Annotated in this window: 29 protein-coding genes; 13 read left to right on the top strand and 16 right to left on the bottom strand. The window is 54.5% G+C overall.

All coding sequences use genetic code 11. From position 1 onward, the window contains the following. Positions 1 to 213: 213 nt before the first annotated feature. Positions 214 to 351, top strand: coding sequence for a hypothetical protein (locus tag RO22_RS24745; protein ID WP_162484071.1), 138 nt, complete (start codon positions 214 to 216; stop codon positions 349 to 351). 88 nt (positions 352 to 439) lie between these two features. Here RO22_RS24745 and mmuM read toward each other — a convergent pair whose 3' ends face one another. Continuing rightward, positions 440 to 1,408, bottom strand: coding sequence for a homocysteine S-methyltransferase (gene mmuM / locus RO22_RS09440; protein WP_084625307.1), 969 nt, complete (start codon positions 1,406 to 1,408; stop codon positions 440 to 442). Further along, on the bottom strand, positions 1,405 to 2,847 hold the full coding sequence (locus RO22_RS09445) for an amino acid permease (protein WP_041158203.1): 1,443 nt from the start codon (positions 2,845 to 2,847) through the stop codon (positions 1,405 to 1,407). The genes mmuM and RO22_RS09445 overlap by 4 nt, the downstream gene beginning before the upstream one ends. A gap of 289 nt (positions 2,848 to 3,136) precedes the next feature. Between RO22_RS09445 and RO22_RS09450 the strand changes: the two genes are divergently transcribed. Next, on the top strand, positions 3,137 to 4,105 hold the full coding sequence (locus RO22_RS09450) for an Rpn family recombination-promoting nuclease/putative transposase (RefSeq protein ID WP_041158204.1): 969 nt from the start codon (positions 3,137 to 3,139) through the stop codon (positions 4,103 to 4,105). A 36-nt stretch (positions 4,106 to 4,141) separates the two neighbouring features. On the opposite strand, the gene RO22_RS09455 is transcribed toward RO22_RS09450, so the two are convergent. Then, positions 4,142 to 4,744: a glutathione S-transferase N-terminal domain-containing protein gene (locus RO22_RS09455; protein ID WP_041158205.1), complete on the bottom strand. Its 603-nt coding sequence runs from the start codon at positions 4,742 to 4,744 to the stop codon at positions 4,142 to 4,144. Further along, positions 4,744 to 5,976 (bottom strand): YbfB/YjiJ family MFS transporter, encoded by a 1,233-nt coding sequence (locus RO22_RS09460; protein WP_235270490.1) that lies wholly within the window; start codon positions 5,974 to 5,976, stop codon positions 4,744 to 4,746. Before RO22_RS09460 ends, RO22_RS09455 begins: the two co-directional genes overlap by 1 nt. 145 nt (positions 5,977 to 6,121) lie before the next feature. Between RO22_RS09460 and RO22_RS09465 the strand changes: the two genes are divergently transcribed. Continuing rightward, positions 6,122 to 7,015 carry a LysR family transcriptional regulator gene (locus tag RO22_RS09465; protein WP_041158206.1) on the top strand — a complete coding sequence of 298 codons (894 nt, stop codon included), beginning with the start codon at positions 6,122 to 6,124 and terminating at the stop codon, positions 7,013 to 7,015. Positions 7,016 to 7,032: 17 nt separating this feature from the next. Here RO22_RS09465 and RO22_RS09470 read toward each other — a convergent pair whose 3' ends face one another. From RO22_RS09470 to RO22_RS09505, 7 genes are all read right to left on the bottom strand, one after another. Beyond that, positions 7,033 to 7,320, bottom strand: coding sequence for a helix-turn-helix domain-containing protein (locus RO22_RS09470; RefSeq protein WP_022522635.1), 288 nt, complete (start codon positions 7,318 to 7,320; stop codon positions 7,033 to 7,035). Positions 7,321 to 7,680: 360 nt separating this feature from the next. Then, the gene (locus tag RO22_RS09480; RefSeq protein WP_022522633.1) at positions 7,681 to 8,172 is read right to left on the bottom strand and encodes a GNAT family N-acetyltransferase; all 492 of its coding nucleotides are present in this window, start codon (positions 8,170 to 8,172) and stop codon (positions 7,681 to 7,683) included. A 235-nt stretch (positions 8,173 to 8,407) separates the two neighbouring features. Next, positions 8,408 to 8,920 (bottom strand): hypothetical protein, encoded by a 513-nt coding sequence (locus tag RO22_RS09485; protein ID WP_041158207.1) that lies wholly within the window; start codon positions 8,918 to 8,920, stop codon positions 8,408 to 8,410. Between the two features lie 445 nt (positions 8,921 to 9,365). Next, positions 9,366 to 10,061, bottom strand: coding sequence for a haloacid dehalogenase type II (locus RO22_RS09490; protein WP_041158208.1), 696 nt, complete (start codon positions 10,059 to 10,061; stop codon positions 9,366 to 9,368). Beyond that, positions 10,042 to 11,277 carry an MFS transporter gene (locus tag RO22_RS09495; protein WP_052475586.1) on the bottom strand — a complete coding sequence of 412 codons (1,236 nt, stop codon included), beginning with the start codon at positions 11,275 to 11,277 and terminating at the stop codon, positions 10,042 to 10,044. Before RO22_RS09495 ends, RO22_RS09490 begins: the two co-directional genes overlap by 20 nt. Positions 11,278 to 11,457: 180 nt before the next feature. Then, complete coding sequence (locus tag RO22_RS09500) at positions 11,458 to 12,396, bottom strand: LysR family transcriptional regulator (protein WP_022522629.1); 939 nt, start codon at positions 12,394 to 12,396, stop codon at positions 11,458 to 11,460. A 232-nt stretch (positions 12,397 to 12,628) separates the two neighbouring features. Then, entirely contained in the window at positions 12,629 to 12,964 is a 336-nt protein-coding gene (locus tag RO22_RS09505) for a zinc ribbon domain-containing protein YjdM (protein ID WP_022522628.1), read from the bottom strand. 99 nt (positions 12,965 to 13,063) lie between these two features. Between RO22_RS09505 and RO22_RS09510 the strand changes: the two genes are divergently transcribed. The 6 genes from RO22_RS09510 (at position 13,064) to RO22_RS09535 (ending at position 18,129) form a co-directional block, all read left to right on the top strand. Continuing rightward, the gene (locus RO22_RS09510) at positions 13,064 to 13,453 is read left to right on the top strand and encodes an ester cyclase (protein WP_022522627.1); all 390 of its coding nucleotides are present in this window, start codon (positions 13,064 to 13,066) and stop codon (positions 13,451 to 13,453) included. Between the two features lie 250 nt (positions 13,454 to 13,703). Then, positions 13,704 to 14,549, top strand: a complete 846-nt coding sequence (gene phnC / locus RO22_RS09515) for a phosphonate ABC transporter ATP-binding protein (RefSeq protein ID WP_022522626.1) — start codon at positions 13,704 to 13,706, stop codon at positions 14,547 to 14,549. Then, on the top strand, positions 14,546 to 15,415 hold the full coding sequence (phnD, locus tag RO22_RS09520) for a phosphate/phosphite/phosphonate ABC transporter substrate-binding protein (protein ID WP_022522625.1): 870 nt from the start codon (positions 14,546 to 14,548) through the stop codon (positions 15,413 to 15,415). The genes phnC and phnD overlap by 4 nt, the downstream gene beginning before the upstream one ends. 9 nt (positions 15,416 to 15,424) lie before the next feature. Further along, positions 15,425 to 16,255, top strand: a complete 831-nt coding sequence (gene phnE / locus RO22_RS09525) for a phosphonate ABC transporter, permease protein PhnE (RefSeq protein WP_027960098.1) — start codon at positions 15,425 to 15,427, stop codon at positions 16,253 to 16,255. A 9-nt stretch (positions 16,256 to 16,264) separates the two neighbouring features. Then, positions 16,265 to 17,275 (top strand): phosphonate dehydrogenase, encoded by a 1,011-nt coding sequence (locus RO22_RS09530; RefSeq protein ID WP_022522623.1) that lies wholly within the window; start codon positions 16,265 to 16,267, stop codon positions 17,273 to 17,275. Beyond that, the gene (locus tag RO22_RS09535; RefSeq protein ID WP_009287603.1) at positions 17,269 to 18,129 is read left to right on the top strand and encodes a LysR family transcriptional regulator; all 861 of its coding nucleotides are present in this window, start codon (positions 17,269 to 17,271) and stop codon (positions 18,127 to 18,129) included. The genes RO22_RS09530 and RO22_RS09535 overlap by 7 nt, the downstream gene beginning before the upstream one ends. A 195-nt stretch (positions 18,130 to 18,324) precedes the next feature. On the opposite strand, the gene RO22_RS09540 is transcribed toward RO22_RS09535, so the two are convergent. Then, complete coding sequence (locus RO22_RS09540; protein WP_022522621.1) at positions 18,325 to 18,699, bottom strand: winged helix-turn-helix transcriptional regulator; 375 nt, start codon at positions 18,697 to 18,699, stop codon at positions 18,325 to 18,327. A 92-nt stretch (positions 18,700 to 18,791) separates the two neighbouring features. Between RO22_RS09540 and RO22_RS09545 the strand changes: the two genes are divergently transcribed. Continuing rightward, entirely contained in the window at positions 18,792 to 19,118 is a 327-nt protein-coding gene (locus RO22_RS09545) for a nuclear transport factor 2 family protein (protein ID WP_022522620.1), read from the top strand. Then, complete coding sequence (locus tag RO22_RS09550; RefSeq protein ID WP_022522619.1) at positions 19,118 to 19,891, top strand: SDR family oxidoreductase; 774 nt, start codon at positions 19,118 to 19,120, stop codon at positions 19,889 to 19,891. Before RO22_RS09545 ends, RO22_RS09550 begins: the two co-directional genes overlap by 1 nt. A gap of 24 nt (positions 19,892 to 19,915) precedes the next feature. On the opposite strand, the gene RO22_RS09555 is transcribed toward RO22_RS09550, so the two are convergent. The 3 genes from RO22_RS09555 to RO22_RS09565 all read right to left on the bottom strand — a co-directional run bounded on the left by RO22_RS09555 (position 19,916) and on the right by RO22_RS09565 (position 22,046). Continuing rightward, on the bottom strand, positions 19,916 to 20,374 hold the full coding sequence (locus RO22_RS09555) for a hypothetical protein (RefSeq protein WP_022522618.1): 459 nt from the start codon (positions 20,372 to 20,374) through the stop codon (positions 19,916 to 19,918). Positions 20,375 to 20,450: 76 nt separating this feature from the next. Further along, entirely contained in the window at positions 20,451 to 20,885 is a 435-nt protein-coding gene (arsN2, locus tag RO22_RS09560) for an arsenic resistance N-acetyltransferase ArsN2 (RefSeq protein ID WP_041158210.1), read from the bottom strand. Positions 20,886 to 21,134: 249 nt separating this feature from the next. Next, positions 21,135 to 22,046 (bottom strand): AraC family transcriptional regulator, encoded by a 912-nt coding sequence (locus tag RO22_RS09565; RefSeq protein WP_041158211.1) that lies wholly within the window; start codon positions 22,044 to 22,046, stop codon positions 21,135 to 21,137. 158 nt (positions 22,047 to 22,204) lie between these two features. On the opposite strand from RO22_RS09565, the gene RO22_RS09570 reads away from it, so the two are divergent. Further along, positions 22,205 to 23,038: an oxidoreductase gene (locus tag RO22_RS09570; protein WP_041158212.1), complete on the top strand. Its 834-nt coding sequence runs from the start codon at positions 22,205 to 22,207 to the stop codon at positions 23,036 to 23,038. A gap of 70 nt (positions 23,039 to 23,108) precedes the next feature. On the opposite strand, the gene RO22_RS09575 is transcribed toward RO22_RS09570, so the two are convergent. Continuing rightward, entirely contained in the window at positions 23,109 to 24,065 is a 957-nt protein-coding gene (locus RO22_RS09575; RefSeq protein ID WP_041158213.1) for a LysR family transcriptional regulator, read from the bottom strand. Positions 24,066 to 24,175: 110 nt separating this feature from the next. On the opposite strand from RO22_RS09575, the gene RO22_RS09580 reads away from it, so the two are divergent. Continuing rightward, positions 24,176 to 25,285 carry an ABC transporter ATP-binding protein gene (locus tag RO22_RS09580; RefSeq protein ID WP_041158214.1) on the top strand — a complete coding sequence of 370 codons (1,110 nt, stop codon included), beginning with the start codon at positions 24,176 to 24,178 and terminating at the stop codon, positions 25,283 to 25,285. Positions 25,286 to 25,320: the final 35 nt, after the last annotated feature.

The following is a 25,320-nucleotide window of genomic DNA, read 5'->3' on the forward strand; positions in this document are numbered from 1 at the left end:
TATTCAGCCTAGCACCGAAGAATGATTTGTCCATGTGACTTGTTTTTTTAATGCTTGGGAACGAAAGGCGGCTTCGAATGAGCGGTGTGCCCAGGTAGGCGTCACCCAGCAAGTATTTCTATACATTCTCCTGGAGTTTCAATCCTTGGTGGATCGCACCATGCACATGAGGTGGATCTGGAGCAGCTCAATAGTTTGGTGGAGGATAAAGATATGTTGTCAGAAAACCTGGAAAATCTGGTGCAAAAAGAGCGTCAGGAGGGACGTCAAGAAGAGCGTCGAGAAGCTGAGCAGCGCGCTTTGGAAAGCGGCTCACTAAGCGAGGCTCAACTTTATCAGCCGACACTATAAGTTCGCGCCGAAGCAGATGATCGCGGATAGCGAAGAACTGCCCGTCGAAGAGGTAGAAAAGTTACGGGCAGAGACTCAGCATTAAGGCCTAAACAATCTGGCGCGACCGGCGCCACTGGGCCAGCGCTTGAATATCCTCCGGTGTCGTTCGGCAGCAGCCGCCAATGCCTGACGCACCTGCTTCAAGCCAATGCTCAACTCCTTGTACCAATCCGGAAAGATCGGCACCGGTATGATCGCATTGGGACGGGTGCCAGGTTTTGGTTACCGCGTCGTACACTTCCCCCGAGTTGGGATACACCAACACCGGCAGATCGCACTCACGGCGGATTTCCTCAATCAGCGATTTGATATGGGCCAACGCCGTGCAGTTCACACCAATCGCCGCTACGCCTGGGCAGTTGGCCAGGGCCCTCGCACATTCTGCGATCGGCGTGCCATCGCTGATATGTTGGCCATCCTTCGCCGAGAAAGTGATCCAGACCTGGGCGCCCGGATGCTCAGCCAGCAAATCGGTGATCGCCAGCGCTTCCTCCAGTGAGGGCAAAGTTTCAGCAGCCAGTAGATCCGCCCCCGCCGCCAGCAAGAGTTCAAAACGCTCACGGTGAAATTCAACCAGCCCGGCGCGATCCAGGTCATAGCCGCCTCGGTATTCACTGCCATCCGCCAGATACGCGCCATAAGGGCCGACGGAGGCGGCCACCAGCGGTTTGGGGCGGTCAGTCTGGCCGGGCTGCCAGACCGCATCCCGCGCCTGCTGTGCCAGGGTGACCGATAGCTGAATCAGCGCCCGCGCCTCTTCTGCCGTCATCCCCGCCTGCATAAAACCAGGCACCGTGGCCTGGTAACTGGCGGTAATCGCACAGTCGGCACCGGCTTCAAAGTAGGCTTGATGCACCTGACGAATCTTCTCCGGGGCTTGCGCCAACAAGCGCGCCGACCAGAGGGCGTCATTAAGGTCACAGCCTAGCGCTTCCAGCTCGGTGGCCATGGCACCGTCGATGACCATAAAGGGTACGTCGTCCAACAGGGCTTTGATCGGATTCAACTCATTCATACGGTGTTTTCCTCAACGGCGTCGGGCGAAGGTTCAGAACGTTGGGAGGCCGAACGGTGGCGCACAAAGTGCATCAGGTAGCACAGGCCAATGAAAGGCACACCGAAATAGAGCGCAACGCGTTGATGCGGGTCGAAGGCAATGCCAATGCACGCGGCCAGACAGGCTGCAAAAGCAATAATCGGCACCCAGGGGTAGAACGGGGTGCGATAAACCAGATCCTTCAGTAGCCCGCCTTCACGGAGGTAGTGGCGCCGGAAGTTAAACTGGCTAAGCGCAATCGCCATCCAGACCACCACCACGGCCAATCCGGAAATCGAGACGAGCACCAAATAGACGGTTTCAGGGGCATACACGCTGGAGAACAGCGCGCCCAGGCCGCCGACCATGCTGAGTAGCAGGGCATTCATCGGAATGCCACGCTTGTTGAGGCGGCCAAGCGACTTGGGCAAGGTGCCTTGGTCAGCGAGCGTCCATAGCATGCGCGACGAGGCATAAAGCCCTGAATTCGCCGCCGAAAGCAGCGCCGTAATGATGACAAAATTCATGATATCGGCTGCACCCGGCACGCCAAGGCGTTGGAATACGGCCACAAAGGGGCTTTGACTGAGCCCGGCTTGATCTTGAGGTAACAGTGCCGCAATCACGACGATGGTGCCGACAAAAAACAGGATCAACCGCCACAGGGTCGCGAGGATCGCCTTGGGCACATTGCGGGCCGGGTCTACCGTTTCTCCGGCGGCAATGCCAATCAGTTCGGTGCCGGAAAAGGCAAACATCACTGCCAGTAAGGCGGTACCAATGGCCATCAGGTTGGGCGGCATGGCGCCCTCTCCCCACAGTGCCGATAGCCCCGGTGAGGCGACCTCAGCGCCAGCGGCATCATGCAGCGGTACCCAGCCAATAATCGCCACGGCGCCCACCAGCACAAACACCACCACCGCAATCACTTTGATCAATGAGAGCCAGAACTCAGACTCGGCAAAGAAGCGCGAGGTAAACGCATTAACGCCAAAAACAATCGCCGCAAACATGCCGCTCCAGTACCAGCCGGGGATGTCGGGAAACCAGCGCCCCATGAACACCGCCGCCGCGGTGAACTCTGACCCTAGCGCCACCGTCCAGGTGAGCCAGTACATCCAGGCCACCATATAGCCGGTGCCGGGGCCAATATAGCGGCTGGCATGCGCGCTGAAGGCGCCTGAATTCGGCATATGCACCGCCAGCTCGCCCAGGCACATCATCACCAGCCAAGCAACAATGCCACCTACCAGATAGGCCAACACTGCCCCAATAGGCCCAGCCTGCTGCACGGTATAACCGGAACTCAAAAACAACCCGGTGCCAATCACGCCCCCCAAGGAGAGCATCACCAAATGGCGCGTCTGCATACTGCGCTTAAAGTGCGCCCCCTCTTGATCACTTGCCGGCTCACTCATGGTGACATCCCTATCTTTGACCTAACACGGCGGCAGGCGCCCAGCGGCCTGGCTCAGAAAGGGCACCATTTTAGTGCATCCTTAATTTCCTAAAAAGCATAAAAGGATTATTTAATATTCTTATTTTGAATATGCAGTCTGGCATGGGTGATAAGGGCTGGATATATCAAATGCAGGCAGTGTCTAACGCCAACCCGACAACAGTTGCTTGCCAAGCCCCCGCTATTTATTCTTAGGTATATTGTTTTTTGCGATGCACTCGCTTAGGCACATTGAATAAGGAGCACTCATGGTGGGCACCATTCACAAACATCATGATACCGGCTACAAGGAGCTGTTTAGCTACCCCGAATTCGTGCAACAGTTGATCGAAGGCTTTACGCCTGCTGAGATTGCTAAGCTGATGGATTTCTCCACCCTGAAGAGCCACAGCGGCAACTACATTACGCCGCTTTTTGAAGAGAAGATTGAAGATGTGGTGTGGTCGGTTGAAGTGAAATGGAAAGGCCTCACCCAACGAGTATTTCTGTATATTCTGCTGGAGTTTCAGTCCTCGGTGGATCGCACTATGCCCATTCGACTACTGCACTACGTCGCCTGTTTCTATAGCGAACTATTCAAACAGAAGATCATCACGCCCAGCCAAGGGTTGCCGCCCGTGCTCCCTGTCGTGTTGTATAACGGCTCAGAGCGATGGACGGCACCGCTAGACATCTTCGAGATGATCACCCCAGAACCGCCCGACTTTCTTCAGATTTATCAGCCCCACCTACGCTATTACCTAGTCGATGAAGGGCGCTATACTGATGAACAGCTAGGCTTAGTTCAGACACCATTAAGCGGAGTGTTCAGCGTCGAAAACGCCGGTGAGAGTTGGGAAGCCCTGCAACTAGCCGTTGATCGTATTGTGGCCATTATCAAAGCGGATCCGAACAAAGAACGCATTGATAAGGTCATCACGCGCTGGATTAAACGTCATCTGCAGCGGCTTGGTGCAGAAGTTAATCTAGAGCGGCTCAACAGTTTGGTGGAGGATAAAGACATGTTGGCAGAAAACTTAGAAAATCTGGTGCAAAAAGAGCGTCAGGAAGGGCGTCTGGAAGGGCGTCAGGAAGCCGAGCAACGTGCCTTGGAAGGCAAACGCAACGCGGCCCGAAAGCTGATCGCTCGCACCGAAAAGGATGATCAAATGATCGCAGATATTGAAGAACTGCCGGTTGAAGAAGTGGAAAAGTTGCGGGCTGAGATCCAGCACTGAGCTCGCTTCCTCCCCCACTTCTCCTAATAGAAAGTCCTAACAGAAAGCCGTCTGCTGAAAGCTCTCTCGCGCAGTAACGCTAGCGTGCCATGCCAGAAGCAGCGGGTAGTCTTTTTTCCAGTTCACCTCTGGCAGCCTAAAGGCGAGATAATCCAGCGCCACTGAGGTGGCAATGTGACCCAGATTGATAGTTGAGGTCTGTTGTATTTCGCCAAGCTCACCGTCCAGCTGCTTTAATAGCCGCTGAATGGCCCGCGAACGCCTCTGCCCCAGCTCGCTATCATCAATTCCATTGCCGTAATGCTTTCTGGCAATCACGGTATTGAACGCGGCATCCATCAGGTTTTGACCCAACCCGGTCAGGTGCAGCACCTCACCTAAACCAGCCGTGGGAATCATCGGCTTGTTTGGGCTAACGCCATCCAGGTAAACGGCTATCAGCAGTGACTCGCTTAACGTGATCCCCTTCTCCGTTATCAACGCCGGAATACGCCCGGCGGGGTTGGCCTTTAAGAGTTCGGCATCGTCTGCCCAAGGGTCGCACCACTTCAGCGTCACGGTGTCCGTTAGGCCTTTTTCCAGTAATACGATGCGCACCAGGCGCGCATAGGGTGAGGTTGCGTTTAGGTAGAGCTCCATTATTGCCTCCCTTGGTTTGAAGATTGCTGTGTAGATTGTTGGCCAGACGAATGCCTCTGCTGTACGCCACGGCTAAGAAGCACCAGTAAAAAGCCCGCGACGAGAATAAGGCCGCTGATGGCAAACAGTGGCGCGTAGCTACCCCAGGCGCCATAAAGCGCGGACATGGCATAGCCCGCCACTGCCTGGGCGGCTGCAAAGGCGGCGGTGGCTTGCCCCCAGAGCTTCTTGTGGGCGGTTGGCCCTACCAACTCAGCAAGGCGGCCAGAAGTGAGTGCCACAATACCGGGGATCATTGCCCCTACCATGAAGGAGGAAACCGACTGGCTGAGCAGTGCAAGCGAGAACACCGGCAGCAAGACAGCGGCGGCCTTCGCCGCAAAGGCGATCATCAAGCCACCCTGCCAGCCCACTCGATGCGCCAGTACGCCCACCATGAACGGCCCACACAAGGCGCCTAACCCGAAGATACCCCACTGCAATGAAGCCGCTTGATTGCCCAGGGCGTTTTCCCTGGCGAGATAGTCCACCCAGAACACGGTATGGGGCACAAAGCCAATCGCATCCAGGGCATAAGCACCAATGACAAGCAGCACAACGACCTTTACACCCGCATACCCTGTGGAGCTATTACCCACCGAGCTAGCCGTTATGGGTGAGGTTAAGTGCGCCACTCCCCAGTCGCACAAAAGGCCAGCGGCAATACAGAGCAGCCCCAGCGTGCCCCAGGTGACTGTCAGGCTTAACCCAAGAAGTAACGGTACGATGAAGGCCGAAAGCAGTGCCCCAAAGCCAATACCGGTAAACACCATGGCACCAACACGCGTTCGCCTTTCAGGTGGTGTGGCCGCCAACGCCAGCGAGGGACCAACGACCATTAAGATGGCCCCGGCAATGCCCGACACCAACCGCCAGAAGAAGAACCAGAGGAAACCACCTGCCCCGGCGCAGAGCACAAAGCTTAGCGCGATACCCGCAAAGCTTGCGGCCATCACCAAGCGAGGAGAAAAGCGCTCACTCAGCGAGTGAGCTGCGAGTGCACCGATAAAATACCCCAGCAGGTTGGCGGCCCCCAGGTAGGCGCCTTGGCTCGCGGTAAACCAACCCTCTTGAATAATCGCAGGCAATAGCGGCGTATAGGCGAAGCGCGCAATGCCAATTCCCGCCAGGGTCGCCATTATCCCTGTCATCAGGGCGGGCAGATCGTGAGTAGTGAGTGATCGATTCATCATGTTGTGTCCTTTTCGTGCCGCCTTTCGGGCAAGGTGGGCAGCGCGTTAGTGCACAGTCAGACTACGCGCGAGGAACTATTTCTAGAAACGATTAGTTTTGATCGCTACTATCTTGTTTAAAGATAGCCTGACAGGGAGATGGCGCGTGCAATTGAAATCACTTCGACTATTCATGGCCGTAGCCGAAACCGGCAGCTTCGTGACGGCGGCTAAGCAGCTGCACACGGTGCAATCCAATGTGACGGCCCACATCAAGAAACTTGAGGAAGAGTTAGGCGTACAGCTGATTCACCGTGCAGGACGCGTTCGCCCTACGAGTGCCGGATCGGCGCTGGTGGAGTACGCCGAGCGCATGCTGACAGCCCACGACGAAGCGGTATCGCTGTTCAAAGGCCAAGAGAAGGCGTGTGGGCGGCTGCGTATAGGCGCCATGGAGACCACGACGGCGTTGCGCCTTCCGCCGATACTGGCGGCGTACCACGCAGCGCAGCCTGACGTTGATATCCAGATAAAGACCGGGCCCACGGCTGAGCTGGTCGAGTTGTTGCTTAACGGGCAGGTGGACTGTGCCTTCGTGGCCGGGCGACTCGAGCATGGCCGCTACCACTTGCTCAAAGCATTTAGCGAGCAGCTTGTCTTAGTCGGCTCAACACCTATGACGAGAATGCCCTCTTCACAAGAACTGCTGACGTCTGCTTTCTTGGCGTTTCGCCAGGGGTGCAGCTACCGCCAGCGTATCGAGCTGTTGCTGGCTTCCTACGGCGTCAATGCAGGCCGGATTTTTGAGTTCGGCTCCCTGGACGCGATGCTTGGCTGCGTTGCTGCCGGGATGGGTTACACGGTGCTACCCCGTGGGACGGTTGAAGCCCACCAGCACCGGTTCGGGATTCATACGCTGGAACTGCCCACGTCCATCGCCAATGTCGATACCTATTTTGTCGCCCCCGAACCAGAGTCCTGGACACCCGCCCTGGCAAGCTTCGCTGAAACGTTGCGTGACGCGGTGGTGGTGGATGAGCCTCAGCTTACAGCGTCGTGAGGTGGGTGGCTGCCTGATCAATGAAGTTGATCAAAGACTTCCGGGCGTTGTTCAGCAATACGCAAAAGAGCAATGGCCGGGCCCTGTGGCTCTCTACGGCCTTGTTCCCAGTCCTGAAGGGTACGTATGCTTACTCCCAGAAGCCCTGCGAAGGCCGATTGAGATAGGTTCAGTTTCAACCGAATCATTTTGGGTGGCGAGGGCTCTGCTAACTCGTTAGTGCGCAGCGCTCCCCTACCTTTCTTGAAATGTTTTATCTCATTAATGCCGTCGAGTATCTCTGCTCCAAGATTTCTTTTAACCATTTTTGATTGCCTCCGCTATCTGCTTGAGCATGTGCCCAGGGATACTGGCGCGCTCCGTTTTACTATACAGCGTGAGCATCCATATCTCGTGGTCAGATTTCTTCCAATAATAGATAGCTCGGATACCGCCACTCTTTCCCGAACCTGTTGATGACCAACGAACTTTACGAACACCACCCGACCCTTTAATAAGGTCGCCCGCATCTGGTTTCTGCAACAAATACGTTTGCAGCCCACGGTACTCCTCATCCGTAAGATAACTCGGTAATAGCTTGGTGAACGTAGACGTTTCGATGAATAGCATTGCTTAAATATACGGCTTTGCCGTATAAAAAACAAGACTGGATCGGCTCCAGATATCTACCTTGTACGGCTTCTAGAAAACGCTGTGTCCGCACTAGATTTTCCAAAAATAGTGCTGGACTGCTCCATCTTATTGGCTAACACCGGCTTACCGTTGTAGCAGGCCTCAAACTCCTCGGTCACTTTAAAACCATATTGCTGATAGAGCGCTTTTGCCGCCACGTTGCTTCTTGCGACGCAGAGCGTAACGGGTCTTCCGATCCAGGCAATCATATGACCAAACAGTTGATTACCGACGCCTTGGCGGCGAAAAAGCGGGTGAACAAGCAGCGTGCGAATCTCATTTTCGTAAACTGCCCCGTACCCACGAATGCCCTTATCAGCATAAACAAATATCACTGATTCCATCAGCCCTCGTAGGCGCTCCTCGTCTTGCCGAAGCGGTATCAGCTCAAACGGGCCTCGCTCAAACCGGAACTCATCTAGCTTGGCGAGGGTGTAAATTTCCTCTATGGCTTCAAAATCCTGGTCTTCAAATACTCTTATCATCGTTTTGGTAAAAAAATCAGGTAAGTAGCACGTCTAATAATTGCTGTAGAAGCCTTCATGCTGACAGCAGAGGATTAACTCCTATAGCTCATTCGATCATACAAACACCTGGAGTTGCCTAAGGCTGTTGGATGAACTACAGCTCACTGCGTCGTGCATGGGGTAGCTGGCTGATCAGTGAAGTTGATCCAAGACCTCCCGGGGTTGTTTGCGGCCTGCTGCCATATTTATTAACTTAAGGCCAAGGAACAGGTACAGTCCCAGCTAACGCATCCTCCAACTCCTCATGAAATTGTGGGTCATCAAGCACTTCCTTTGCTAATGTAGAAATTTCGGCTGCTTCTAATTCGCGGTCATTAACCACAAGAACTGCAACTAATGTCGCTGCTTTATTGCGAAATGAATTAATATAGAAATCGGATCTAGAAGTATTAGAATCTGAGTTGTTAGCGCTTAGCATGCCGCTTTCAAAGCTATGCTTCATACGTAGAAAGTCATGCTGTGGATTGACGTATTTCACATACAGTTCATATTCTTTCTCCTTGATCAACGCCGGTTGCGCGAAATTGAAAGCTCTATTGGCAGCCTCTGGTTGCTCCGAGTCGAGGAGTTTAAAGATTTCCGTTGTCTTTGAATCCTCATTGAGAACTGCATTTATTGATACAAGATCGCGAAATGCATTTCGATCATACTCTTCATTGATCAACTTAGTGATCAGGCCTCCTCTCACCTGAAGAAGTTCATCCATGGCCGGTGGATATTCTTGTCCGAGCCTCACCCAGTCATAAAGTGCAAATGATGTTCTGACTGCAGAGATACTTTCATCTATTTGCTCTGCATTCTCGTGAAATCAAATATGCTTTTCCAGCGCAGACTCGTACCGCTTGGCCTGCATATCCAGTCGCGCCTCATGTAAGATCTGAAGCAAATCAGGATTATCAGGTGGAGTCCAATCAGTTGCTACCGCTTGAGCCGATATGAAAAAAACAACATGATGGCGACAAAAAATCGAGCTAACTGCATTTTGCATTCCTTGCGATAAAAAGATGTTACTAGACGCGCAGTGTTTGCGCGTCTGCTCGTTCTACCATTAAATAAAGCCTGGGGATAAGCTCACTGCTCAAACACTCAATACCTATAGCTGCCACTATCTCAACAAATGCTATCCAGCCCTAACGGCATGCATTGTTGGCTCACTCTATTAGACTCTCGCTCAACGCGACGAGGTCTTCAGCCACAAAATCCCATGCTTCTTCTGCTTCTAAATCTTTGCTCTGTTGGGGGCCATATTCTGTACGACGGGGTATAAACGCCGTTTTCATTCCCAAGGCACGGGCAGCACGCAGGTCAGCATTATGCGCCGCACACAGCATTACCTCTTCAGGCGGTAGGCGTAGCAGACGGCAAGCTCCTAAATAAACCTCCGAATCAGGCTTGTAGTGCTCGAATAACTCGGCGCAAAAAATCATATCCCACGGTAACTTGGCGTGACGGGCAACATCGACCATTAATGAGACATTACCGTTGGTCAGCGTTGCGATGATGGTGTGCTCTTTCAAGCGCTGTAGGCCACTCTGAACATCTGGCCAGGGCTCTAATTGGTGCCAAAAGTGATTGACGCGATCAATGGTCGCTTTGTCTAGCGCAATCTCATGTTGATTGAGTAGTTTGACTAAGCTTTCTCGATGCAGATCATCTAATACCGTCCAGGGGATTTCCCTTCTGCGTACCCTGTCCATGGAAGGCGCATAAAGCTGACGCCATTGATCAGCCAGCACTTCACTAGGCAGTTCAATCCCCAACTCTTTCTCTAGCTCATTGAACTGGTGAATCAAACTGGAGCGCCAATCAACAATGGTGCCAAATACGTCAAACACGATCGCTTTCATTAATGTCTCCTTGCCGCTGGATGGTCATTAATAGCCCCAATAACGTCATGGCGATCAGCAGACTCCAGCCAAGTATAAAACTGCCACTTATATCTAACAGCCACCCAAGGAGTGGTGGTATCGATACAATCGCCAGCTGGTTAATCGCCATGGCCAGGCCTAGCACAAAGCCGGTTTTATCAGCAGGTGCAGACTCCGCTACATAAGCTACCCAAGGGCCGTACCAACCAAAACCAAAAAAGCCCAACCAAGCCATCAAACCACTCAGCATGAGCGTTGAGTGAAGCGGTAGCCAAACCAATACCAGCAGCCCTACTATCACCGCCACCATGCACCCCATTACCGGAAAATAGCGTGAGCGACAGCGGTCGCTCCAGGCCGCCAGCAAAATACGTCCGGCAACCCCGGCCCCTTGGGCTACGAATAGCAGCGCCGCCGCCTGCAGTACCTCCATTTGCAAGCGGCTATGCAGATAGAGCACGGTAAAAATCAAAATGCCGTACTGAACCGAGATCAAACTAATACCGGACGCCATGATCTGTTTCATGGCCGGTTCACGAATCATTGCCAATCGCGATAAGACGACTTGTTTTACGCTACCTTCAGAGGCTCTTGCTACCGGCACCACGCCACCAGGGGTACGGTAAAAAAGTATAAAGACCAACGCCCCGAAGATTGCAATCAGCCCACCCACCAGAAAAGAGGCGCGCCACCCCCAGGTGATCGCAACTGTTGGCAGTATAATCGCCGCCAGCGCACCACCCAGCGGCAATCCCGCCTGACGAATCCCCATGGCAAAGCCGCGCTGGGATTTATCGAACCAAGCAGCTACCGATTTGCTACCGCCAGGCTGGGCGGTACTGTAGCCCGCCCCTACGATGACCAAAAACAGCAGCATTGCCCAGTAACTCTCAGCCAGCACGGCAGCGCTTAGCGCGATGCCCACTACGAGGGTTCCCACCCCTACCACTAAGCGTTCACTGAACCTGTCCAGCAACTCGCCGGCAACTAACAGCCCGACTAAAGGCACCAGTTGAGCAGCAGAGACCAGCGCCCCAATCTGAAATGCAGAGAGCGCCATATCTGCCTGTATATAAACGCTGATGGCCCCGATGCCTTGAACGAAAAAGCATGCCGCTGCTTGAGCCAGGGTGGCTATCAGTAGAATGAACCAGCGGTAGTTGTGAGCAGAAGCCATAGGCAGCATTGTCGTCATAGGGGTTCTCAGCGCATTGAGCCTTTCCTAAGAATTAACCCTTTTTGGGCGCTAAGCCGCGACGATATCGCAACGCCTGTTGCCACATCAGCAAGCACCGCTACTTTTCTGGCTAGGTTGCGTTACCGAATAAAAGAGGCGAAAAAATTGCCAACATTGCAATGAAGCGTGGAATGCCGTTCAAACAACCTCAGAGAAGGTTCTTACATTTTTCATTTCCAGCAGCCCATCCCATAACCGCTGGGCTTCTGCTGCGAGGGGCGCTGTGCGTCTCAGCAAGGTGATTTTTAATGGCACATCGAAAGCGGCACCTCCCGCTCGAACAAGCCGCTTAGCCCCAAGGTCTTCCCGCACTAGCGAATAGGGAAGCCACGCAACACCCAATCTTGATAACGTCATATGACGCAAACTATCAGCAAGACCAGCATCATGGTGTTGCTGTAAATTCAAACCTTGATTCACCAGCATGGCACTCAGCGACCAACCCAAATGGCACTCTTGGGAATAATTCAAAAATGAGAGTGGGGAGCCATCTGCAGCATGTAAATTAAACAGTGGCTGACCTGCGGCATTTGGTGCGCTAACAGGGATGAGAGACTCGGTATCTAGCTCAATTGAAGTGTAACTATCACTCTCTACTCCCAAACGCCTTGCAATAAGGTGTTCACCATCGAATAGTGCCGTTACATAGTCGGCCTCTCCCTGATCTAGAGTGGCTAGGCACTCCGGCAATGTATTAGCATCAATGCTAAATTTTGCCTGTGTGAACTGCTCTTGTAAGCGCGGCATCCAGTGAGGAAAAAATATCGCAGCCATAATGTGTGGTGAGCAAAATCGTATCCGCCTTTTCTGATCGTTAATATCATCAGCAACGGAGCGGCGAAATTGATCAAAAGCGCTAAGCGCTTGTGAAGCTACCATTTGCAGGCTTTGCCCTGCCTCCGTCAGCACTAGCTCCCCTTTACGCCGCTCAAACAGCGTGGTGCCTGCCCACTCTTCAAGGCCTTGAATACGACGACTCAAGCCTGAAACCGAAACATGCCGATGCTCAGCCGTGCGGCTAAAACTCTTGGTTTCACAAAGGGCCAGGAAATCTCTCAGGATTATCAAATCAGTCATTGAAGGCCTTCCGGCAGATAAGCTTTAGTCTTACTTTAGCTAAATAAATCGAAAGGAAATAGCGCTTTTGAATACTTTCCAACCCGCTGTCAAAGGCCTTAGAGCTGATTTTGTTGCCCTAGAACCAGATACCCGAAAACACGCTTCGCTTAAACGCTGAGTGAAGTGGTGATGGTGGGTGAGCCTCAGCTTACTGCGTCGTGTGGTGAATCGAAGAATTCCGGGGTCTTATTCAAGCTTTTTTCACAAAGTGGGCGGTCACCATCATGTCGCCGACGCCGTCGACCTTGCAGTCCAGTTGGTGATTCTTGCTATCCAAGAGCCGCTTGATAACCGCTTTGGTGCCCACCTTGAGTACCAATGAGCTGCCTTTGACCTTGAGGTCTTTGATCATCGTTACCTTGTCGCCTTCCGCTAACAGGGTGCCGTGGGCATCTTTTACCGTCACGGTCTCTTCTGCCTCAGCCTCAGAAGGGTTCCATTCGTGAGCGCATTCGGGGCAGATGAACAGGCTTTGATCCTGATAGACGAATTCGGATTGGCAATGGGGGCAAGGTGGGCACGACATGAATGATGACTTCTGTGGTTTGGTTTAGGCTGCTTATGATACTGAGCCTGTATACCCTTGGCGAATGCCTTCACGCCTGCCCAAGAAAGGAGAACCAGGATGAACAAACGTGACCTGGAAGCAACCTACCGTGATTACATCACCTGCCTCAATAATCAAGACTGGACGAACCTTGACCAGTTCGTGCATGACGATGTCCACCACAACGGCAGGCGCCTAGGGCTTGATGGTTATCGCGCCATGCTGGAAGCCGATTACGAGCAGATACCGGATCTTCACTTTAACATTGAGCTTTTGGCCGTTGATTCACCCCATGTCGCGTGCAGGTTGCGATTCGATGTCACACCCAAAGGTAGCTTCCTTGGCCTTGCGGTGGATGGCAAAAACGTGACGTTTTGCGAAAACGCGTTCTACCTGTTTAGCGATGGCAAGATTAGGGAGGTCTGGTCGGTCATTGATAAAGCCGCGATTGAGGCTCAGCTTGGTTAAACGTTGTGGTTATCTCCATTAACAAACGAATAGAGCAGAATATCGGATCGGTACGCCCAGCCTTGGTGGGCCTCGTTTTGTGACGATATTGGTCTAGAGAAGCGTTATCTGAGCCGTTTGACTGGCTACCTGCGCTCCTTGGATAGTCATTAACTTATCACCTGAACGACACAGCTTTGTCACTTAGGCGGGCTACCGTTGCATTGTAAGTCACAATAAAGTGAGCTTATACATTGCAGAAGGTGATCCAATGGAGCCTATTCAATCCTCTGACTTAATGCTCCGCATCGAGAAAATGGGGGTGACATATCCTGGGAATGTCCTCGCACTCCGCCCCACCACCGTCGATTTCCACAAAGGGGAGTTTACGGTACTACTCGGCCTTTCCGGTGCGGGTAAATCGACGTTACTGCGTTCTCTCAACCACTTGGTGCGGCCCAGCACTGGCAAAGTGATCTCGGCCGAGCTAGGTGCGCTCGAAACCCGGTCTACGGTACGCCGCCATCGGTGCAAAACCGCCATGGTTTTCCAGCACCATCAGCTCATTGAACGCCATACGGCGCTCCAGAATGTGCTGACCGGTCGGCTTGCTTACCACAGCACCTGGCGCAGTTTGTTTCCGCTACCCAGGCAGGAACAGGCGCTTGCTCTGCACTGCCTGGACCGCGTAGGCATGGCCGAGAAAGCGCTTACCCGGGTCGATCAACTCTCCGGCGGGCAGCAACAGCGGGTGGGCATTGCGCGTGCCTTGGCGCAGCAGCCCGCCATGATATTGGCGGACGAGCCAGTGGCCAGCCTTGACCCGGCAACCTCTGAGCGAGTGCTAACGCTACTGCGAGATATATGCCGTGAGGATGGTATTACCGCCATTATTTCACTGCACCAGCTGGAGTATGCCCAGCGGTTTGCTGACCGCATTATCGGGTTAGCGAATGCCCAAATCGTTTTCGATGCGGCCCCCTCACAGTTACAGCAACGCCACCTGAACGAGATCTACCACGGCACGCGCGGAGCTGTGACCGACGCCGCTGAGACCACCGAACCCAACCCTCAAACCACCACTCCCTCCCCGATAAAACTGGAGATTGCCCAATGAAACCGCTATTCAGCTTTTTCTTTGCCATCTGTCTTATGTTTGGAATCGCCATGCCGGCCTTGGCGGCGGACCCTGATCCAAATCCGGATCTATTAAAAGTCGCGCTACTCCCCGATGAAAACGCTTCTGAACTGATCAAACGCAACCAGCCATTGAAAGAGTATCTTGAAAGTACCCTTGGGAAAGAAATTGAGTTAATCGTCACCACGGATTACTCCTCCATGATCGAAGCCATGCGCTTTGGTCGCATCGACCTCGCCTACTTCGGCCCGCTCTCCTATGTGATGGCAAGAAGCAAAAGTGAGATCGAACCCTTTGCCGCCATGATTGTGGATGGCAAGCCCACCTATCGCTCCATCATTATTGCCAATGTCGATTCCGGCGTTGAGTCCTATGCGGATATCGAAGGCATGAAAATGGCCTATGGCGACCGTGCCTCTACGTCAAGCCACCTGATTCCCAAAACCGTGCTGCTTGAATCGGCGGGGCTGGAAGCAGGCGAGGACTATGAAGCCCATTTCGTTGGCTCCCATGATGCCGTGGCGGTGAACGTGGCCAATGGTAATGCGGATGCAGGCGGGCTATCGGAAGTGATCTTTGAGCACGTAATGGACCGCGGCCTGATAGACCGCAACCAGGTTAGGGTGTTGGGTCACAGCGGGGAGTACCCTCAGTACCCTTGGGCGATGCGTTCCAACCTGGACCCTGAACTCAAGCAGCAGATCCAGGATGCCTTCATCAGCATCGATGATGAAGAGATTCTGGACAACCTAAAAGCCGAAGGTTTCGCCGTTATCACGGACGCCGATTACGATGTGATTCGGGAAATGGGTAGTCTGCTCAACCTCGACTTCGGCAAGATGTAAGGGGGCATGATGAATCCGTCCAAAACAGTGCCGCCACCCCTTTCATCGCTTTCTCCTGACGCCGTGTTGGACGAACACGCCCGCGGCTGGCGGAGCAAGCTCTTCCAAGCGGGCTTGGTGCTGGCAGTGGTTCTTCTGGCGAGTTGGTATGTAGATCTGCTGGATTTTCGCACCCTGGCCAACGGGGTGCCTGCCATCGCTACCCTAATGGGAGAATCCCTACCGCCCGACTTTACCAACGCCATGGATTGGATAGCGCCGCTGGTCGATACCCTTGCCATGAGCATTGCCGGCACGGCGATAGCGGTCACTGCTTCCGTACCCCTGGCGTTCCTGGCCGCTCGCAATACCTCGCCCCACCCCGTGGTATTCCACGTAACCCGCACGCTGCTGAACGCTCTTCGCTCGGTGCCCGAGCTGATTATGGGCATTATTTTCGTTGCTGCCGTGGGGTTTGGCGCCTTACCGGGCGTGCTCGCGCTCGGCCTTCATTCTATCGGCATGGTGGGTAAATTCTTTGCCGAAGCGATCGAGCATGTCGACCCAGCCCCGGTAGAGGCCGCCAATGCCGCTGGCGCGACGCGATTACAGGTTCATTGGCACGCGGTGCTCCCGCAGGTGCTTCCGCAGTTTGCTGATGTCTCTATCTACCGCTGGGAATACAATTTCCGCGCCTCTACGGTGATGGGCATGGTGGGGGCTGGCGGGATCGGCTTCGAGCTAATGGGCTCTTTACGCGTCATGCAGTACCAGGAAGTCAGCGCCATCCTGATTGTCATACTCGTTATGGTGACGATGGTGGATAGCCTTAGCGGCCATCTTCGTAAGAAATTCAAGTAAGGAAATCAAATGAAACCAAGGGTTTTCATTACCCACCGGGTACACAACAGTGTGTTGGAAAGGCTGGAACAACACTGTGAAGTGATCACCAACCAGTCAGCCACTACCTTGACCGCCGCCGAGGTAAAGGCCCGCGCGGCAACCGCAGACGCCATGATGGTGTTTATGCCGGACCAGGTCAGCGAGGAATTTCTAGCGGGCTGTCCCAAGCTGAAAGTTATTGGTGCCGCCCTGAAGGGATACGATAATTTTGATGTGGAGGCCTGTACGCGTCATGGCGTTTGGCTGACCTTCGTGCCGGATCTGCTGACGGTGCCAACGGCTGAGCTAACCATCGGGCTAACCATTAGCCTAATCCGCCATGTCCGAGCGGCCGATGAGTACGTTCGTTCCGGCCAGTTCAAGGGATGGCAGCCCACGTTTTATGGGCTGGGGGTTGCCGGCGCGACCGTGGGTATCGTCGGCATGGGTCCCATCGGCCAGGCAGTGGCAACACGGCTCCAGGGGTGGGGCGCGAGCTTGCTGTATTCTCAGCCAGACGCCTTGCCCGCTGCTGAGGAGGCCGCGCTAGGCGTGGCGCGCAAGTCGCTTGAAGAGCTGCTCGGGCAAGCCGACATTGTCATTTTGGCCCTGCCGCTCAATAAACAAACCCTGCATACCATGAACACTGCGCGCTTGGCCCTGATGCAACCAGGCGCTTTTTTGATCAACCCATGCCGGGGTTCTGTAGTGCAGGAAGCTGCCGTTTTGGAAGCATTGGAGTCAGGGCAGTTAGGCGGCTACGCAGCGGATGTTTTTGAAATGGAAGATTGGGCTCGAGAGGATCGCCCGCAAGAGATTTGCCCCACCTTGCGAGCACATCCCAACACGCTATTTACGGCACACATTGGCTCTGCCGTCCAGGATGTGCGGCTGATGATTGAACAGCGTGCTGCCGACAACATTCTTCAAGCGTTACAAGGAGAATGCCCTCAGGATGCGGCTAATTCGCCCACTATCACTGAGACAACTCCATGCTGAACTTGGTCTGGCTGAAAAGTTTTACCACACTGGTTCAGCACCGACGTTTTCAGGCCGCCGCCCAAGCTCTCGGTATCGCACAACCCACGCTTTCACAGCACATTCAAAAGCTCGAAGAACAGCTAGGTGCCCTGTTGATACGCCGCAGTAAAACGGGTTGCGAGCCCACCAAAGCAGCCCTGGCGCTTATGCCGCTTGCGCTTAGTATGTTGCAACTGGACGAGCGTGCTCGAGAAGTCGTTAGCGGTACGCGTTTACGCGTAGGGGCAAGTTCCAACATCGGTATTTACATGCTCCAGCCCTACGTGAGCACGTTCAAGAACATTCCGGCGGTACCTGAGCTGGATCTTGTGATTGATAACAATCCTAACATTGCTAGACAACTGACTAGCGGCGAGCTGGATATAGCGGTGATGGAGTGGTGGCACCCGAAATCTGGCTTCCAGGCAATGGATTGGCGACAGGAGCCCGTGGTGTTAATTACTTCACCCGATCACCCCTGTGCGGAATGGCATGAAATAGACCGGAAAACCCTCGCAGGAATGAGCCTGCTGGGCGGTGAACCCGGAACAGGTACGGGCCGGTTGCTGGCGAGTTTCTTCGGCGAAAGAGGGCCGTTCCCGAAGGTTTCAATGCAACTGGGCAGTACCGAAGCGGTTAAACAGGCTGTCAAAGCAGGCCTGGGCGTATCACTGGTGCTGGCGGCTTGCGTCGAAGCGGAGATCCGAGCGGGCACTTTGTGTGCTATCCCGGTCAGTGATGCCGGGCTGGCCAAGAACCTGAGCGTCATCTGCCCGGAGACGCTTGCACGGCAACCGCCAGTTTCCACTTTCGTCAGCCATATATGTCAGTGAAAAACGAGTGACATCTTTAGAGCCAGGGAAGGCGTATGGGCAGCTAAGAATAGGTGCTATTGAGACCCGCCCCCGCAAGCTTCACTGGAGCGTTACTCGGCATCGTGCAGCCGCACGCCTTCACTTTCGCTCTACAGAGCAATGGCGGCGTCATCGTCGTTGATGGTCATGATGCGGTAGTGCATCAGGCGGTTCTCATTGGGTGGCGGCATCGTTTTGTTCGTTCTGCTCGTCAGGGTTGTTGAAGTGATCCCTCTGCTCTGCCCATTTCAATAAGGCATCCAGCGCCGGGCAGAGCGTTTGCCCCCATTCGGTCAGGCGGTACTCCACTTTCGGCGGCACCTGGGGATAGACTTTGCGCGCCACGATGCCATCCGCTTCCAGCTGGCGCAGCTGTTGGGCGAGCATTTTCTGGGAGATATCGGGGATGAGTTTTCCTAAATCGGAGTAGCGCTGCACTTTTCCATCGAAGAGATGAAAGAGAATAATGAGCTTCCAGCGCCCTTCCAGCATTTTTAATACATTTTCCACATCGCTTGCGGCGGTAGCGGGCGTATAAAGCTTTCTCATGGGTGAGCCACTTACCTTTTTGTGCGTTCTTGATAACGCGTCAGTCTAGGCAGAAGATTCTCGCATATTACCCCCTGCGAGAGATGACCATCATGAGTTTGTCACTGCCAGACGCGATCACTACTTACTTCAGCATCAGCAACGGTGCGGATGCCACCCACATTGCGGATTGCTTCACTCAAGATGCCTGTGTGTTCGACGAAGGCGAGACGCACCGCGGGCGACCCGCTATTCAAGCCTGGATGCGCGCCACCCGCGACAAGATTGAGTATCGCGTCGAGCCGGTCAGTGTTTCCCAACAAGGCAACACGATGGTGGTTACCGCCACCGTGACCGGCAACTTCCCCGGCAGCCCGGTTCAACTTGACCACGCTTTCCAGCTTGCCGAGTCGCAAATCCAGTCATTGGAGATCCACTAATGAACCTGAACTTGAACGGGCGACGCGTATTGATCACCGGGGGCAGCCAAGGGGTTGGCGCGGCCGCGGTGGCACTCTTTCGCGAGGAAGGCGCGCAAGTGCTAACAACCGCCCGTACTCGCCCCGCCGACCTGCCCGATGAGCTGTTTGTAACCGCTGACCTGACGACGGCCGAAGGCTGTGCCACGGTAGCCGATGCGGTCAACGAACGCTTGGGTGGCGTCGATATTATCGTTCACGTACTGGGTGGTTCATCCGCCCCCGGCGGCGGGTTCGCTGCCCTTGGGGAGGAGGAGTGGCAGCAAGAGCTCGACATCAACCTGTTTCCCGCCGTGCGGCTGGATCGCGCCCTGCTGCCCGGCATGCTGGCCCAAGGCGATGGGGTGATTATCCACGTGACCTCCATTCAGCGTGAACTCCCCCTGCCCGAATCAACCACGGCTTATGCGGCTGCCAAGGCGGCGCTATCCACTTATAGTAAGAGCTTGTCAAAAGAGGTGTCACCCAAAGGGGTGCGCGTGGTACGGGTGTCGCCGGGCTGGATCGAGACGGAAGCCGCCGTTGCGCTAGCCGAGCGGATTGCCCAAGAGGCAGGCACCGATTACGCAGGCGGCAAGCAGATCATCATGAATTCGCTGGGTGGCATCCCGATTGGCCGCCCTTCGAAGCCTGCAGAAGTGGCCAACTTGATTGGGTTTCTGGCATCACCGCTGGCGGCCACTATTACGGGAACGGAGTACGTGATCGATGGCGGCACTGTGCCCGTCGCTTGAGGGCGATGGTGAAATGGAGATTGCCTATCTTATGGCGCGAATATCGTCGATATCGACCGGTCTTGAGAGCACCGACTTATAGCGGATCAAGTCATCCTTGAACATCAAAGGAAGCTCCAGGCCTAGTAAATTCACTGTTTCATAGCGGGCAAAATCAATATTGAGCGGCACCCAGGCCTGGCTGGCTGCATCAAAAATTTGCGCGCCGTCGGCGTTGCCAACTTCCACCTTAATGCCTTCATACTTGAACTGGACATAGGTTAAATCCCAGCCCTCTTCGCAGTAGTGCGTGGCGGGCTTGGATATGTTCGCTTGGCCAGCCTGCACCACAGCTGCAAAATGCTCGCCGGGTACGAACAGGTCAATATCGTTCAACGCTCGTTTAGATCCATACCCCTTTGCTGCGAGCCCTCCGCAGATTTGAAAAGGGATATTTCTGTCTCTCAGTAATCCCACTACCCATTGGGCGGCTAACTGGTGCACGTCTTCTCCTTCTTTTCTCATATAGCGCCAAGATTATTGCGCAGGCCTGGAATCGCCACTCAATAGCTCGCCGAGGCTAGCTATTGCTTGCGCTTAACTCTTTAAACATAAAGTTCGATGAGGCCGGGCATAGCCCCGCGAACTGTGGTGTTTCAGTGATAGCTTTCGGTGCCTGCGAGCGAGATAACTCCGCATACCCTAGCCGTTTAAACAATTCACCGGCAGTGGTGGTGAGAAGATATAGCGCTTTTAGGCCACTGCGAATGGCCCACTCTTCAGCGTAGGCGACAAGCTGTTGGCCGAGCCCCTTCCCTCGATGGGCTACGGGAATCGCAAGCGAACGCAGAAGCCCGATGTCACCGTGCACCTCAATCCCTATCACGCCTAAAAGATCGCCTTCTTGGCGCAATCCGAAGAAACAGACGTCGCCATTCACCCGCAGGTCAACAACGGGTAAATCACAAGCAGCCAAGAGCGCAGTGACTTCTTGGTTATAGGCAATGTGCTCCATGACTCTCTCCTAAAGTGCTAAAGCTAGCTATCACCCGACACAATCAACCTGACCACTACCCAGACCTTGAATGCTTATTGTCCCACAGCCGATTATCAATTATGTACAAGCATTCGGGTTGTGACCAATCAGGAGGGGCGGCATAACCAACGCAGGCCGGTTTCAATTTATCAAGACGGTGCTATCCGCCTTGGTAGCGCAGCTCATTAGCCTGCGCATGGCGGCGTTGTGACTAAACTCAGGTCAGCCTCAATGCGACGAGACGTAATCCGACTTGGTGAAAGCAGGCGGTAGCGCGAAGTTCTCCCGCATTCGCTTCGTTTCGGCAGCTGGCGTCAATCCGAAAAGCCGTTTGAACTCCCGATTGAATTGCGAAGCACTCAGGTAGCCGACGGCGTGGCAAGCGGCCTCAGCCGTCATGCTCTGACGAACCATCAGCAGCCGTGCTTGATGCAGTCGCGTGGATTTAACGTACTGCATGGGTGAAGTGTGCGTAATGGCTTTGAAGTGATTAAGAAACGTCGGAACGCTCATACCGGACTCGCTAGCCAATTGCGACAGGTTAAGAGGCTGAGCGTAGGTCGCGTGGATGTGGCGTAACGCCTTGCTGATTTTCCCGAACTGCCCCTGCATTGCCAGCGCCGCACGCATGGCATTGCCCTGTGCACCGGTGAGCACGCGAAAATACAGTTCTCTCACCAGCGCGGGGCCAAGAATCTCCGCCTCAAGCGGCTGACTCATCGTTTCGAGAAAACGTGTCACGGACACCCGCAACTCAGCATCCATGGGGCTGGACATTAGGCTTTGGGCCACGTTTTTCTGGGTAGGAGACTGATGGCGGTCGATCTGGATCATCAGCTCCGCGGCGAGCTGAAAGTCCAGATGCATATATATGGCTAGCAGTGGGTGTTCTGGCGTCGCCTCGGTTTCCATCGTGAAGGGCACCGGCACCGCGACCGCCAGATAGTGCTGCTCGTCGTAAAGATAAACCTGATGGCCGAAATAACCCCGCTTTCTCCCCTGGCAAACAATCACGATACCGGGGTCGTACAGCACGGGAGTACGAGACAAGGAACGATCCGAACGCAGGATGCGCACGTCGGGCAGGGCCGTGAGGTTGTATCCTTCTTCCGGCGCCAGCGCCTGAAGCAGCGTCACCATGTGCCGCTGTTCAGCCGTCTGCGGAGTGGAAAGTGTCTTTTTCACGCGATACCGACTGGAATTATCAGAATAGGCAATAATATAAGAATTTTATGCCTGAAAGAAGGCAATACAAAGGGGTAATGTGCATCTTCCACTGATACACAGGAGCTATTTGCATGTCTACCAGCAAACTTTTACTCATCACAGGCGTCAGTAGCGGCTTTGGCCGGGCGCTGGCTCAAGAAGCACTTGCTACCGGCCATCAGGTGGTCGGCACGGTACGCAGCGAACGGGCCAAGCAGGCATTTGAGGCACTCAATCCGGAGAAAGCAGTGGGCCGTGTGCTCGATGTGACCGACTTCGATGCCATCGACGGGGTAGTGGCCGAGATAGAGGCAAACGTCGGAGAAATCGATGTTCTCGTCAACAACGCCGGTTATGGCCATGAAGGTATCCTGGAGGAATCCTCATTGGCCGAAATGCGTCGGCAGTTTGACGTGAACGTATTCGGAGCTGTTGCCGTCACAAAGGCTGTGTTGCCATACATGCGCTCACGTCGGCGCGGACATATCCTCAACATCACGTCTATGGGTGGTTTCATCACGATGCCAGGCATCGCTTATTACTGTGGTAGTAAATTTGCACTGGAAGGTATTTCGGAGGTGCTTGGCAAGGAAGTGAAATCGTTCAATGTTCATGTCACTGCCGTGGCACCCGGCTCGTTTCGTACCGACTGGGCTGGTCGCTCGATGTCCCGCTCGCCGCGCTCGATCTCCGACTACGATGCGCTGTTTGATCCGATTCGTAATGCCCGCGTCGAGAAAAGCGGTCAGCAACTTGGCGATCCGGCAAAGGCAGCTCGCGCAATGCTGGACGCAATAGCCAGCGACACGCCGCCGGAGCATCTGCTGCTGGGAAGCGATGCACTAGCGCTGGTGCGCAGCAAGTTGTCGGCGCTTGCCGACGAAATCAGTGAATGGGAGACACTCACGCGCTCGACCGATGGCTGAAGGTTCAACTGCTAAATCCCTTCCCATGGGTCTGAATCGTCGGGTGGAGTCGTTTCGTCGTAATGAAGTGTTAGCGACTCTTTAGCAGAGGCTCCAGATTCAACTCTGGATACTTTTTCGACACATTCACAACATCATTGTGGGTTTCTGCGATGATCCACTCCCGCACCTGCTTGGCGGCCTCGCTTAGCGGCTTTTTGCGTGAGTGAACCAGGTGGCATAGCCGCTCGGTGGCAATCGCGGTTGGCGTGGCGGGCACCAGCGAGCCCGTTTCCAGCCAATGGGATGCGATATTCAGCCAGCCGATGGCGATACCTTGGCCCAGCAGGGCCGCCTGGATTACGACAGCATAGTCCGAAAATACCAGCGAGTGAGTGGTTCCATAAGCTTGCAGATGGAAATTGGGCAAAAGCTCAAACCAGTCTATGCGGCTGTCGCTGAGGCTAATCAGGGTGGTGGAGACATTGATGCCGGGCGATTCGAGTTGCTGCTTTCGATAAGCCGGGCTGCAGACCGGCACCAGTATCTCCGGCAGTATCAACGAGGCGTCATGCAGGATGTCCTCCCCCGTGACGAAGCGAATCCCTAGGTCAACATCCTCGACCGAGCCGCTGACCGACCCCGATATCAGTTGAAAGCGCAGATCGATATGGGGTAGCTGCGCCTGCAGCCTGTGCATGCGCGGCATGAGCCAATGGGTGGTGAAGGCGGTTGACACCGATAACGTGACGGTTTCAAGCCCGGTGCTGCGCGCCCGGATTTCCTGAATCGCCGCTTCGATATTGCGAAAGCCGTCGATCACCCCTTGATAAAGTATCTCACCACTCTCCGTCAGCACGGTCTTGCCAGGCGTCCGCAAGAACAGTTTTACCTCCAGATACTCCTCCAAAAGCGCAAGCATTCGGCTGACCGCCGGTTGGGTAACCCCCAGTTCGGCGGCGGCTTTTGTGAAGTTACCGCAGCGAGCCGCTGATTCAAAAACAAACAGAGCGTTGGCGCTGGGTAGTTGTCGGCGCAATGTTGGCATAACTTGAGCTTATGATAACACCAAGATTTTCGCAATTGTCCCCGGACATCTTATCTGCTGTACTCAATGTCAACCGATAGGCATCACAACAATGAAAGGTGATAAATCCTATGGATGAGCGAGATAGCGTGGGTGTCTCCATACGTTCAATCAGTAAGCAGTATGGCAGCACGGAAGCCCTGAAGGACATAACCTTAAATATTGAGCCAGGTGAATTCGTGTCGCTGCTGGGCCCTTCAGGCTCGGGAAAAACGACCTTGCTTGGCGCCTTGGGCGGGTTTGTCATGCCGTCATCAGGGTCGGTATGGGTCGGTGATCAGGACATGACCTACATGCCGCCCCACAAGCGCAATATCGGCATCGTTTTTCAGAGTTACGCGCTCTTTCCTCACATGAGTGTCGGCGAAAACGTCGCTTTTCCCTTGCGGGCTCGTCGACTGCCCAAGTCAACGTGGCCGGAGCGAGTTAAACAGGCGCTGGCCATGGTCGAGCTTGATGGCTATCAGGATCGTGGAGTGTCTCAGTTGTCAGGCGGCCAACGGCAGCGCGTCGCCCTTGCCAGAGCAATCGTGTTCGAGCCTCGACTGATCCTGATGGACGAACCGCTATCGGCGCTGGATAAGCAGTTGCGCGAGACGATGCAGATTGAACTGCGCCGCTTGCATCGCAAGCTTGGGGCCACCGTGGTGTATGTGACCCACGACCAGCGTGAGGCGCTGACCATGAGCGATAGGGTCGCGATCCTCAAGGATGGTGAGCTGGTACAGATCGGCGCCCCCGAAACGCTGAACAACAACCCCAAAGACTCCTTCGTGGCCAGCTTCATCGGTGATTCCACCCTACTCCCGGTAACCCGCATTGATGAGCACACTGTCCAGCTAGGCACTCATACGCTGCGTTCTGCCATGCCCATCGCTCCCCATGCTGAGCTACTGCTGGCGATCCAGACCCAAAAACTGCTGATAGATGACGGCCAACATGAACCGGACATCAATCGCCTGCCATGTCGGGTCATGGAGGCCGTATACCAGGGCGATAGCCTGAGACTGTTTCTTGAACTGGAAGATGGAACCTCAATCAGCATGCGGCAGCCCAGTCACCATACGGCACTGCAAAAGATTCCACCGCTCGGCGAGCGTCTGAGCGTGGTACTGCATCCAGAGGACACCATTATCGTGCCTCGTGCGGGATGCGCCCCTCCGGCGGCAAACGTCGCCTGACATAACTTCAAAGCACCTCAGAAAGGAGTCATTCA

Source organism: Halomonas sp. KHS3 (assembly GCF_000830495.1).
GTDB classification, from domain to species: Bacteria; Pseudomonadota; Gammaproteobacteria; order Pseudomonadales; family Halomonadaceae; genus Vreelandella; species Vreelandella titanicae.